This is a genomic window from Mycobacterium sp. (assembly GCF_965229105.1).
Taxonomy (GTDB): domain Bacteria; phylum Actinomycetota; class Actinomycetes; order Mycobacteriales; family Mycobacteriaceae; genus Mycobacterium.
The window spans coordinates 157929-169489 of record NZ_OZ245858.1; the positions used below are offsets into that span (position 1 = coordinate 157929).

The following is an 11561-nucleotide window of genomic DNA, read 5'->3' on the forward strand; positions in this document are numbered from 1 at the left end:
GCTGTCCTATCCCGACCCGAGCGCGGGTTCGGCGTGCACTTCATCGTGCACGACTTCATCGTCAGGGATGGCGAGCCCCAGCTCCGCGAGCACTTCGTCGGTATCGGCACCCAGCTCCGGCGCGTACCCACGGACATGCCCGGGCGTACGCGAAAACCAGGTCGGCACACCGGGAAACCGAACCGGGCCGTGTTGAGTCTGCACCGTCTCGAACAATCCGACGGCATTGAGGTGCGGATCGTCGAACAAGGCGTCGGGGGTGCGCAGCGGCGCGGCGGGAATCTGCAGCTCGCGGAACAGGGCCAGCCATTCGTCGGTGGTGCGCTCCAGCAGCGTTTCTGCCACCAGGCCGTACACGGCATCGATCTGCCGCGCGCGCCGTTCGAGGGTCGCATACAGGTCACTGGCCCACGGCGGGTTGACCGCGGTCATGAACGCATTCCAATGCTTGTCGTTGTAGATCAGGACGGCGATATAACCGTCCTTGGTGCGATACGGCCGTCGGTTGGGTGCCACCGTGCGCGGATAGACCGCCGGGCCCAGGGGCGGATCGAACATCGCCCCGTTGGCATGCTCGACCAACATGAACGAGGCCATCGTCTCGAACATGCTGACCTCGACTTCCTGCCCCTCGCCGGTCCGCTCACGGTGGAACAGCGCCATCATCGTGGCGTACAACGCGGTCAGGCCGGCGACCTTATCGGCCATGATCGTGCCGACATAGTTGGCCTCGCCGGTCAGCTGCTCCTGGACAGCGGGTAGTCCGCATTCCGCCTGGATGGTGTCGTCGTAGGCGGGCCGGTCGGCATCAGGGCCGCGTCTGCCGTAGCCGTAGCAGTTGGTGTAAATGATCGCCGGGTTGATCGCGGAGACCCGCTCATAGTCGAATCCGAGCTTCGCGACGGCCTTGGCCCGCATCGAATGGATGAACACATCGGCGGTGGTGATCAGTGACCGTAGGGCGGACGTGCCTTCCTCGGACTGCAGATCCAGCACCACACTGCGCTTGCCGCGGTTCACGTTGACAAAGACACCGCTCATCCCCGGTGCTGGACCGACAGAGATGTAGCGGGTGTTATCCCCCGCAGGCGGTTCTATCTTGATCACGTCGGCGCCCATATCGGTCATGATCTGGGTGCAGTACGGGCCCATCACCATGGCGGTCAGGTCGATGACACGGATACCGCCCAGTGGTCCCGCCGTGGTTGCCGGACTAGCCATGGTCTGCTCCCTTTGCGCCGGCCGCGGCCGCCATCTCGAAGCTGAACCGAATGTGATCGGCATGACCATCGGGCACCACGGGGAAGATCACCGGTTCGGTCATGTCCCGGATGGCAGCCATCTGCGCATCCACCTCCTCGATGGACCATGACGGCTGGTACACACCTGGCGATTCGGCGATGACGGCCCGAGCGATCCGGCCGCCGATGGCGATCAGCATTTCACCGGTGATGGAACAGGATTCGTGGGCCAGCCATGCCACCGCGGGTGCCACCAGGTCCGGACCCATCGGCGGGTACAGCGAGGTGTCGATCCCCTGGGCCATCCGGGTCACCGCGGCAGGCACGATGACATTGCTGGTGACGCCACTGGCGGCACCTTCGATGGCGGCGACGTTGGACAGTCCGATGATGCCCGCCTTGGCGACGCCATAATTCACCACCTCGTGGTTGCCGTACAGGCCGCCGATCGACGAGGTCAGCACGATCCGTCCGTAGCCTGCCTCGCACATCAGCGGAAAGGCCGGTCGGACAACGTGAAACGCGCCCCGCAGGTGGACGTCGAGCACGGCGGCAAAGTCCTCGTAGGAGATCTCACCCAGTGGCGCGCGCCGGACATTGCCCGCGTTGTGGATCAGTATGTCGACGCGACCGAAGGCGGCCAGGGCGGCGTCCACGATGGCCGTACCACCCTGGGCGGTGGCCACCGAGTCGGTTGACGCCACCGCCGATCCGCCGGCGGCCCTGATCTCGGCCACCACCTGATCAGCGGGACCGGTATCGCAACCGTCACCGATCAGGTTCCCGCCGAGATCGTTGACGACCACGCTGGCACCGCGCGAAGCCAGCAGCAGCGCGTACTCGCGACCGAGCCCGCGCCCAGCACCCGTGACGACCGCGACCCGGCCGTCAAACCTCAACTCAGAGGTCACGCGCCGAGCTCCAGCCCTTCAAGATCGCCCTTGTCGCGCCATTCCCTCAGCAGATCACCGAAGGCATAGAAACCGGGGCCGTAGGGCTCGCCGAGGTGCGACCGAATCCCCTCTCCTCCGCCGCCGCCTTCGTTGTTGTAGTAACCCGGCGTGCATTCGGCGTCGAATGCCGAGTTGTCGATCAGGTTTTCGCGGATGGTGGCACACCAGCCATCCTGGGCGTCCTGGGTGGGTTCGACGGTGGTGGCACCACGCTTGAGCGCTTCGGCGATGACATAGGCGATGTGCTCACCCTGCAGTTCGTAGTTCGCGGCGATATTCGCCGAGATCCCCACCTGGGTGAAACCCGTGAAGAACTGGTTGGGGAAGCCGCGGCTGGTCAGCCCGTGCAGCGTCTTGTACCCATCCGCCCAATGCTGGTAGAGCGATAACCCGTCGCGGCCATTGATCGCATCGATCGCATACCGCCTGCTGATCTCCGTGGTGATCTCGAAACCACTGGCGAAGATGATGCAGTCGACGTCGTACTCCTTGCCGCCCGCGACGATCCCGGCGGCGGTGATCTTCTCGACGCCTTTGGCATCCGAGACGTCGACCAGCGTGACGTTCGGCCGGTTGAACGTCGACAGGTAGTCATCGTTGGAACATGGTCGCTTACAGAGGAATCGGTAGAAGGGTTTGAGCGTCTCGGCCGTCTCAGGGTCGTCGACCAGACCGTCGATGCGGCGGCGCAGCCGCTCCATCAGTTTGTAGTCTTCTTCCTCCCGCAGACTCATGAACTGTTCGGGGGTCATCGACGCCGGGTCGGGTAGTGCCAGGACCCGCGCCGCGGTGTTGCGGCCGAGTTCGGTCCAAAAGTCGCAGACGAAGTCCGGCTGACCCAGCGCCATCCCCTCGAACGTCCAGGCGTGGAAGTTGCGCTGCCGCTCCTTCTGCCAGCCAGGTTGCAGTGTCTTGACCCAGTGCGGGTCGGTCGGGGTGTTGTTGCGCTCATCGACCGTCGACGGTGTGCGCTGAAAGACGTAGAGGTGCTCGGCATCCCGGCCGAGGTACGGCACCAACTGGACACCGGTGGCGCCGGTTCCGATCAGCGCCACCTTCTTATCGGCGAGCTTGTGCAAGCCGCCTGCGGCGTCCCCACCGGTGTAGTCGTAATCCCAGCGGGAGGAATGGAAGATGTGCCCGCCAAAATCCGTAATCCCCGGGATTCCTGGCAATTTCGGCCGGTTGAACGATCCCGAGCCCAGCACGACGAAGCGGGCCCGGATATCGTCGCCGCGGTTGGTGGTGATCTGCCAACGCTTGCGCTCCTCGTCCCAGCGCAGTTCGCGGACCTGGGTGGAGAAGATGGCCCCGTCGTAGAGGCCGAAGTGTTTGCCGATATTGCGGCAGTGCTGATAGATCTCGGCACCGTCGGCGAACTTCTTGCTCGGGATGAAGTTCAGCTCTTCGAGTAACGGTACATAGCAATAGGATTCGTTATCGCACTGAATTCCGGGGTAGCGGTTCCAGTACCAGACCCCGCCGAAGTCGCCACCTTGTTCGATGATGTGCACATCGTCGACACCGGCCTTCTTCAGATACGCACCGGCCAGCAGTCCCGCAAAGCCACCGCCGAGAACGGCGACGTCGATATCGGCGTCAATCGGGTCGCGTTCGACGAACGGGGTATGCGGATCGATTTCGGCGAACCCGGCGAATTCGTGGTCGGTCTCGACGTACTGCCGCGACCCCTCTGTGCGTAAACGCTTTTCACGCTCCACGCGATACTTCTCGCGCAGTGTGTCGATATCGATGTCGGTGGGGGTATCCGTCGGGCCACAGGTGCCAGCGGCTGTCATGCCAGCGCCTCCGCGGGTAGCGCGGCCTCGTGCAGGGGTGCGGCCATCTCGTGCACGGCGGGCAGCACCTCACGGGCGAACAGCTTGACGCTCTCGATCCCGTCGGCGTACGGCATTGTGCCGAACTGAGGAACGATGCACACCTCGGAGAACGAGCACGCTTCCTGAGCCGCTTTCAGCTTCTCGAAGATGGTGTCCGGGGTGCCGATCAGCAGATTCGACGCGTGGTAGCCGGGCAGCTTCTTGGTGCTCGGCTCCGGCTTGCCCTGGACGGCCTCGGCAAGAAGGGCCGTCGCACCGGCTTCGCGGGCGGCGTAGGCCTCATATCCCTTGACGCCGACGAAGTTCGACGCATCCGCGAAACCATAGTGCACGTTGACGTCCCGGTTGGCTGTCCAAATCCACTCGTCGGTTTGCGTAGCATCCGGCTCATCAGGAGTGCAATACATGAACATCACGTTCTTGGGCTGACACGGCTCGAAACCCTCTTCTTTGCGGAAAGTGTTGACCTTCCGTACTTCTGCGCCGGCATCCCAGATCGGCTTGTTGCCGACAAACAGCGGCACCATTCCGCGCCGGGACAGAATCTCCAACGATTCGGCGGTCGAAGACGAGCTGTAGATCCGCGAGAACAGGTCCTTGCTATAAGGCTCGGGACGCAGAGACATCTCCGGGAATGAGAAGATCTCTCCGTCATAGGAGAAGCGTTCGCCGCTGAAGGCGAGTTCCAGGATGTCCAGACACTCGTTGAACCGCTCGCGACTCTCCTCCCTAGGCACGCCGACGGCGTCGAACTCCGATTTCGACACCCCGCGCCCGATCCCGATGGTGTTGTACCGACCCTTGGACACGATGTCCAGGTAGGCGATCTGGTGCGCGAGGCGGACTGGATTCCACCATGGCGCGACGGCGACGAAGGTGCCAAGGCTGACCCGTTCGGTGCGCCCGGCGAAATAGGTCAGCGCCTGAATCGGGTTGGGCGTCATGCCGTATGGCGTACCGCAGTGCTCGGGGAACCAGATGCCGTCGTATCCCAGCGGTTCGGCCAGATCACCCAGGGCCAGCGCACCTTCGACGCACTGCCAGTCCGGCGTCTGCGACGGGCTGCTGAAGTTCCCGGCCAGCACGCGATCCCAGTCATGTGAGTTCTGCGCCCCGGTACCCAAATTAACTTTCATGGTGTGTCCTTTCGTCCGATTTCGGCGCGGAAACCCGCGCTGAGCGCGGCTATGCACGCCGAAATCACGTGAGATCCTCGGGCTCGCCGGTGCCCATGTATTTCGACAGCTGGTAGTGCAGGTTGACGGTGCTTCGTTCGCGGTACGGGTTCGGTTTGGTGCCGGGGAAGCCGAGCGATTTCATGCCCTGTTGGACCGCGGCCATATTGGAGAAGTCCTGCGGCAGCACCGAAAGCCAATTCGGGTCACCTACCGGTGTGTACACCCATTCTGTCTGCGGCTCTTCCCCTTTCGGATACAGCTCGAACACCGCCACTTCGAAGATGCACTTATCCGGGTCATAGCTGGGATCGGGCCGGGCGCTGTAGCACAGCGCGCTGGTCAGCCCTTGGCCGATCTGGAAGTTGGGGAAAATCTGCCAGGCGGTGCCGCTCTGGCCGAGGACGTCGGCAGGAATGGTCGGCCAGATGACGCCGCGCGCCGCATCGTCATTACGCGCCGAGGTCAGCCAGTGCTCGAGGACCTTATCGGCCGGGGTGCCCTCCGGCAGTTCGTCGACGAGGCGCTTGGCCGCGTTCACCAGCGTCTGCGTGGTGGTCGCGTTGGTCTCCGCCATGGTGTAGACCTGCATTTCTGCGGTCGAGATGCGCGGGTCGCCTGAGCCGAGCCGGATCTTGGACTTGGTCTCGTCCATCCCCTTTGGCGCGTCGTAGCCGATGTTGCTGTGCCGACCCTGGGCCTTGGCCCAGCCTTTGAACTCGCCGAACTGGTTGAACTCGGGGTGCGTGGTGAACACGTGGTAGGTCTCGTTGAAGGCCTCCAGCGCCACCTTCCAGTTGCAGTCGAAATTGAGCCACTTACGCCACTTGAAGCGCATGTTCTCCAACCCGAAAGGGTCGAGGATCTTCGCCGCCGGAAACAGGTAGTCCGCCAAGGGTTCTGGATCGGTGTCCATATTGATGAACAACCAACCGCCCCAGGTGTCGACGTTGACATGGGCGAGGTGGGTGTTGGCGGGTGTCAACGCGCCCTGCCAGTCATCCTGTTCGCGGATGTGGGTGCAGGCGCCGTCCAAACCGTAAGCCCAGCCGTGGAATCCACAGACGAACGACTTCCTGGTTTTGTCGCAGGCGTTCTTGGCACCCGCTGGGACATCGACGAGGCGCCGGCCACGGTGCATGCAGACGTTGTGGTGTGCGTTGAAGGTGTGCGCGCCTGTTCGGACGATGATGATCGAGTCGTCGAGGATGTCGTAGGTCAGATAACTCCCGACCTCCGGGATCTCCTCGACACGACCGACCTGCTGCCAGACCTTGCGCCACAACTTGTCCCGCTCGGCCCGCGCGTAGGCCTGCGAGGTGTACGCCTGCACCGGAATCGTTGTCGGGGTGGCCAGTACCTCGGCCTTGTCCTCCAGATCTGTCATCAGGTCCTCCTGATCTCGTCGCGGAAGGTTTCGTCTTTCAAGAACAGTGAGGTGTGGTCGGCGGCGAGGTGACTCCACTTCAGGTCGAGCCCGCCGTCGACCAGCAGGGTTTGGCCGGTGACATAGCTCGACATCTCCGACAGCAGGAACAGGATGGCGCCGGCCTGCTCGTGGGGCCTGCCGCGGCGCCCGATCGCGATGGCGGCTCGGTCACGGTCGGGGTCAGGGTCGACGTAGGCCTCGGAGGCTGCCGTCGCCGTCACGCCGGGGGCGATGGCGTTGACGCGGATACCGGCGGTGGCCAATTCGAGGGCCATCGTGCGTGTCATCGCCACCACGGCGGCCTTCGCGGTGCCGTAGGCGATGTGGAACGGCGCGGTGTTGAGGCCGCTGATCGACGAGATCGAGACGATCGAGCCCGGGTTGCCCTGCGCCCTGATCTCGGCGGCCACCGCTTGGCTGGTGAAGAACGCGGTCTCGAGATTGGCGGTGAACAGATCACGCCAGTCGGACCGGGTCACCCGCGTCGCCGGCATCCAGGTCGACGGTGCGGCCCCGCCTGCGACATTCACCAATCCGTAGAGATCCCCGTCGGTCTGCCGGACCTGCTCCATCATCGTCGCGATGCCGTCGTCGGTGGATGCGTCAGCCGCCACCGGGATGACGGCGAGCCCGCGCTGCGCGAGCGGGACGACATGCTCGTCGAGGTTCTCCTGTGACCGGCTGACGGCGATCACGGTGGCGCCCGCCTCGGCAACCATCGCGGTGACCGTCGTGCCGATACCCCCGCCGCCCGCGCCGGATACCACGACGACGCGACCGGACAAGCCGAGCAGACCTTCCAGCACAACCGCATCCCGCTCTCGTAATTGTCCGGACAACATATGATGTTCTACCAATTGAAGAACACTATTCCGCAGGCACAATGCCACCGTCAAGACCGGATCCCAGCGTTCGACCACCTATTGTCTGGACCACTCGTCCTTGATATCGTCCGACGCGTGAACGGCGGACAGAAGACTCGCTACGCGGCGCCGACATCGCTGCGCACCGCCGACGGGTGGCAGCTCGAGCGAGTCGTGGCACCGAGCCGACTGTTCGGCGCCAACGGGTTGCGCACCGGACCCGACGGCCGTCTCTTCATCGCACAGGTGACCGGTAGCCAGATCAGTGCACTGGATCTGACCACCGGCGACGTGGAAACCATCAGCGCCAAGGGCGGCGATATCATCGCGCCCGATGATCTCGCCTTCGACGCGAAGGGCAACCTGTTCGCCACCGAGGTGATGGACGGCCGGGTGAGCGTGCGCGACACCGGGGGCACCACCCGCGTGCTGCGCGACGATATCCCCTCCGCGAATGGCATCACCGTTGATAACGGCAGGCTCTTCGTCGGCGAATGCCGCGAAGATGGCCGGCTGCTGGAGTTCGACCTGGCCGGCGGGCCGCCGCGGGTGCTGCTGGAAAACGTGCCGTCGCCCAATGCCATGGAGGTCGGGCCCGACGGACTGCTCTACTTCCCGGTGATGGGCGCCAACGAGATCTGGCGCATCGATCCTGACGACGCGCAGCTCTGTGCCCCGCACGTTGTCGCAGCCGGGCTCGGCGTCCCGGATTCGGTCAAGTTCGACGCCGACGGTTTCATCATCTCGACGCAGGTGGCCAGCGGTCAGGTGCTGCGCATCGACCCCCGCACCGGCGCACAGACGGTGCTGGCCCAGCTGACACCGGGCCTGGACAACTGCAGTATCGTCGGGTCTGGCTCGGCAGCAAGGCTTTTCGTCTCGAATTTCACCGGTCAAATCACCGAGATCCTCGACGACGGCGCAACGAGGACGACACTCCCCGGTGCGCTGAATTGGCCGCTGGATGTGGCGGTGGGCGTCGACGGCCGTGTCTTTATTGCCGACGGAACCTACTTCTATGCACTCACCCCTGGGAGGGGAACCGGCGATCTGAAGACCGTGGCGATGTTGTTCTCACCGGGTTATCCGGGCTTCCTGCGCGGCGTGGTTCCGTCGGGTCCTGGGGAGTTCGTGGTGACCACCTCGGGCGGCCAGATCGCCCGGTATCGACCGGACGCCAACGAATGCGACTATCTTGCAGACGGTTTCGACCAGCTCTATGGCCTGGCCCTGATACCTGGCGCGGTGGTGGCAGTCGAACAGGGCGCTGGACGCGTGGTGTCGGTGGCCGCTGACGGCTCCGGTGGGATCGAGGTACTCGCCGCCGGCCTGGACGAGCCGGTCGGGATGACTGTCACCCCCGACGGGGCGGTGCTGGTCGCCGACACCGGGCGCGTGGTCCGGTTGACGGGCGTGGGCAAAGGAGTCGAAACGGTGGTGGATGGTTTGCAACGCCCGCAGGGCGTAGTGGCCGTGGACGGGCAGCTGCTCATCGTCGACGCGGGCGAAAAAGCGGTGATCGCCGTCGACCTGTCCAGCGGCCAGCGCACCACAATCGCATCCGGCCTGCCCATCGGGTCGCCCCCGGGAGTAAACCCCAAGCCACTCAAGGGAATGCCGCCTTTCTCTGGTCCGCAGGGGCCCTTCGCCGGCATCGCGGCCGGACCTGACGGCACGTTGTATGTCTCTGCCGATGGCGAAGGCAGCGTCCTCGCGCTGCGGCGGACCTGAGCACCGTGACTGTCAGTCCCGCCGATCACCGCTACCTGCAGGTGGCCCGCACTCTGCGCAAGGAGATCGTGGACGGGGTGTACCCCGTCGGCTCGCAGCTGCCCACCGAACACGAGCTCTGTGACCGCTTCGCCGTCAGCCGATACACCGTCCGGGAAGCACTGCGCCGACTTCGGGAGGACAACCTGGTGTCATCACGGCCCCGTGCGGGAACCGTGGTGGTGCCGCGTGTCGCCGTGAGCTCCTATGCCCAGGACAACATGACGATCAACGATCTGTTGGCGTTCGCCAGCGGAGCCGGTCTCGATATCGAATCGACCCGGATGGTCACGCTGGATACCGATCTCGCCGAGCGCACCGGGCTCACCGCGGGTGAGCAGTGGCTGACCGTGCTCGGTTTCCGGCAGGCGGTAGGTGCCGAATACACCCACTGCTGGACCGAGTACTACATCAACCGTGCCTACGCCGCGGTCGGGCGGCTGCTGCAACGCCACAGCGGCCCCATCTTCCCGCTGATCGAGGATCTCTTCGGTGTCAGTGTCGTCGAGGTGTATCAGGAGATCGGCGCGGTGCTGGTGACTCCGGAACTCGCCGGGCGCCTGAACGTCCCGGCGGGCTCACCCGCAGTGGAAGTGCACCGGACCTACAAAACCTCCGATGGCGAGATCGCCCAGGTGACCATCAACACTCATCCCGCATCCCGCTTTCGTCACTCGATGACACTGCGGAGGGTGAAGGGACAGGCGTGACGTCCCGCGCAGCCGATGCCTACGCCCGCGGATTGTGGGTTGTTGGGACGCTTGCCGACTCGCTGCGCGCCGCGGCCAGGGACACTCCCCTACGGGAGGTCATCGTCGACGGCGAGCATCGTCTGGACTGTCGGACCCTGCAGGCCCGCGCCACCGAGCTGGCCCAGGCCCTGCTACACCGGATGACACCCGGCAGCGTGGTGTCGTTCATGCTGCCCAACTGGCATGAAGCGGCCGTCATCTATCTCGGTGCCACGTTGGCCGGGATGGCGGTGAATCCGATCCTGCCGTCTCTGCGCGACCACGAACTGCGGTTCATCCTCGACGATGTCGACAGTGCAATGATATTCGTGCCGAACACCTTCCGCGGCCACGACTACGCCGCCATGCTCACCCGTGTGGTCGCTACGCTGGCATCCCCTCCAGAGGTGGTCATCGTCCGAGGCGATTCGGCCGAGCACACCGGGTATCCCTCGTTGTTCGCCGGAACCACCGCCAGCCATCTGCTACCCGAGCTGGACGCCGACGCCGTTCGGATGATCATGTACACCTCCGGTACCACGGGGCGACCCAAAGGTGTACTGCACAGCCATAACTCGATTCACGCATTGATCAGTCAGATCGGCGAGCACTGGCTGATCGAACACGGCGACACGTTTCTCGTGCCGTCGCCGATCGCCCATATCGGCGGCTCCATCTACGCGTTCGAGTGCCCCCTACTGTTGGGGACCACCGCGGTACTGATGGACCGTTGGGATGCCGGAGACGCCGTCGATCTGATGGTGGCCGAACGGTGTACACATATGGCGGGTGCCACGCCGTTCCTCGATCAGTTACTGACGGCCGCCACCGCGGCAGGCACCAGGCTCCCCGCCCTCAAGGTGTTCATCTGCGGTGGCGCCTCGGTGCCGCCGAGGTTGATCCGCAGGGCCGCAGCATATTTCGAGAAGGCCGTGGTCACCCGGGTGTATGGGTCCACCGAGGTTCCAGTGACCACCGTCGGTTGCACAGCCCGCGAGGACGCCGACCACGCCGCCGATACCGACGGTAAACCCGGCATCGCGGAGATCAGGCTGGCCACTGGCGCCGGCGCCGGAGAGATCTGTGCCCGTGGTCCGCAAATGCTGCTCGGCTACCTGCACCCCGAGGACGGAATCGCATCCTTTGACGACGACGGGTACTTTCGCACCGGCGACCTGGCACAGTGGGTGGACGACGACTATCTGGTGGTGACGGGCCGCGCCAAGGACATCATCATCCGCAATGGCGAGAACATCTCCCCCAAAGAGGTCGAGGACATCCTCGCCGGGCACCCCGGTATCGCCGAGATCGCCATCGTCGGCCTGCCCGACGCCCGTACCGGAGAGCGCGCCTGTGCGGTCATCGTGCCCACTGCCGCGGCGGTTCCCGAGCTGGCGGACCTGCGTGATCTGCTCCTGGCTCGCGGCCTGGCGATCTTCAAAGTTCCTGAGCAGGTGGTGATCTGGGCTGCGCTACCGAAGAACGATGCCGGGAAAGTGCTGAAACATCAGATCAGGGCGGCGCTGTCGGACGATTCGACGAAGGTGGGTGGTTGAGC

At 64.5% G+C, this 11561-nt stretch carries 9 protein-coding genes; 3 read left to right on the plus strand and 6 right to left on the minus strand.

From position 1 onward, the window contains the following. Positions 1–6: 6 nt before the first annotated feature. From ADBZ9O_RS00755 to ADBZ9O_RS00780, 6 genes are all read right to left on the minus strand, one after another. Positions 7–1221, minus strand: a complete 1215-nt coding sequence (locus tag ADBZ9O_RS00755; protein WP_526527579.1) for a CaiB/BaiF CoA transferase family protein — start codon at positions 1219–1221, stop codon at positions 7–9. Continuing rightward, positions 1214–2152, minus strand: coding sequence for an SDR family NAD(P)-dependent oxidoreductase (locus ADBZ9O_RS00760; RefSeq protein WP_526527580.1), 939 nt, complete (start codon positions 2150–2152; stop codon positions 1214–1216). Before ADBZ9O_RS00760 ends, ADBZ9O_RS00755 begins: the two co-directional genes overlap by 8 nt. Continuing rightward, positions 2149–3993, minus strand: coding sequence for a flavin-containing monooxygenase (locus ADBZ9O_RS00765; RefSeq protein ID WP_526527581.1), 1845 nt, complete (start codon positions 3991–3993; stop codon positions 2149–2151). The genes ADBZ9O_RS00760 and ADBZ9O_RS00765 overlap by 4 nt, the downstream gene beginning before the upstream one ends. After that, positions 3990–5171: an LLM class flavin-dependent oxidoreductase gene (locus ADBZ9O_RS00770; protein ID WP_526527582.1), complete on the minus strand. Its 1182-nt coding sequence runs from the start codon at positions 5169–5171 to the stop codon at positions 3990–3992. The genes ADBZ9O_RS00765 and ADBZ9O_RS00770 overlap by 4 nt, the downstream gene beginning before the upstream one ends. A 64-nt stretch (positions 5172–5235) precedes the next feature. After that, entirely contained in the window at positions 5236–6597 is a 1362-nt protein-coding gene (locus ADBZ9O_RS00775; RefSeq protein WP_526527583.1) for an aromatic ring-hydroxylating oxygenase subunit alpha, read from the minus strand. Next, entirely contained in the window at positions 6597–7481 is an 885-nt protein-coding gene (locus tag ADBZ9O_RS00780; protein ID WP_526527584.1) for an SDR family NAD(P)-dependent oxidoreductase, read from the minus strand. The genes ADBZ9O_RS00775 and ADBZ9O_RS00780 overlap by 1 nt, the downstream gene beginning before the upstream one ends. Here ADBZ9O_RS00780 and ADBZ9O_RS00785 point away from each other — a divergent pair, their 5' ends adjacent. Genes ADBZ9O_RS00785 through ADBZ9O_RS00795 form a run of 3 tightly spaced genes read left to right on the plus strand, consistent with a single transcriptional unit; the run spans position 7482 to position 11559 of the window. Further along, a complete protein-coding gene (locus tag ADBZ9O_RS00785) occupies positions 7482–9233 on the plus strand; it encodes an SMP-30/gluconolactonase/LRE family protein (RefSeq protein ID WP_526527585.1) in 1752 nt (583 codons plus the stop codon). It abuts the gene before it with no gap. A gap of 5 nt (positions 9234–9238) precedes the next feature. Next, entirely contained in the window at positions 9239–9982 is a 744-nt protein-coding gene (locus tag ADBZ9O_RS00790) for a GntR family transcriptional regulator (RefSeq protein WP_526527586.1), read from the plus strand. Then, complete coding sequence (locus ADBZ9O_RS00795; protein WP_526527587.1) at positions 9979–11559, plus strand: AMP-binding protein; 1581 nt, start codon at positions 9979–9981, stop codon at positions 11557–11559. Before ADBZ9O_RS00790 ends, ADBZ9O_RS00795 begins: the two co-directional genes overlap by 4 nt. Positions 11560–11561 lie beyond the last annotated feature (2 nt).